The organism is Desulfothermus okinawensis JCM 13304, assembly GCF_054654515.1.
The window spans coordinates 1-353 of sequence record NZ_BAAIEW010000093.1; the positions used below are offsets into that span (position 1 = coordinate 1).

At 41.4% G+C, this 353-nt stretch carries 1 protein-coding gene; it reads right to left on the minus strand.

Annotation, left to right across the window (positions count from 1 at the left end):
- On the minus strand, nt 1-246 hold a 246-nt coding region (locus ACYQ0O_RS13185), incomplete at its 3' end, for a type II toxin-antitoxin system Phd/YefM family antitoxin (protein WP_459893811.1).
- Between the last annotated feature and the right edge of the window lie 107 nt (nt 247-353).

Below are 353 nucleotides of genomic sequence, written 5' to 3' on the forward strand. Positions count from 1 at the left end.
GATGGTCTGAGGTGACCCCGATTGTTTTCTTACTCTTTCAAGAGCAGACTTGAGTCGTTCTGCATTGGCAGGGGATCGAAGGAGGTGTGCAGTCTCAAGAATCCCTGCTAATTCGTCCGCTGCTATCATAGCAACATCCTCGCTGCCACGCCGTTTAATAAAAACAATCTCACGATTTTCAACAACTTCGTCAATTAACGATGCAAAACGAGCTCTTGCATTTGTATATGTTGTTTGAATTGCCATATATACCTCCCGATCAATATGTACATATTAACTGTACATGTTTAAAGTATACATGTCAAGGGATAGGCCTAACCCAAGTTTATCAAAATTGCGATTCCATGAATCTC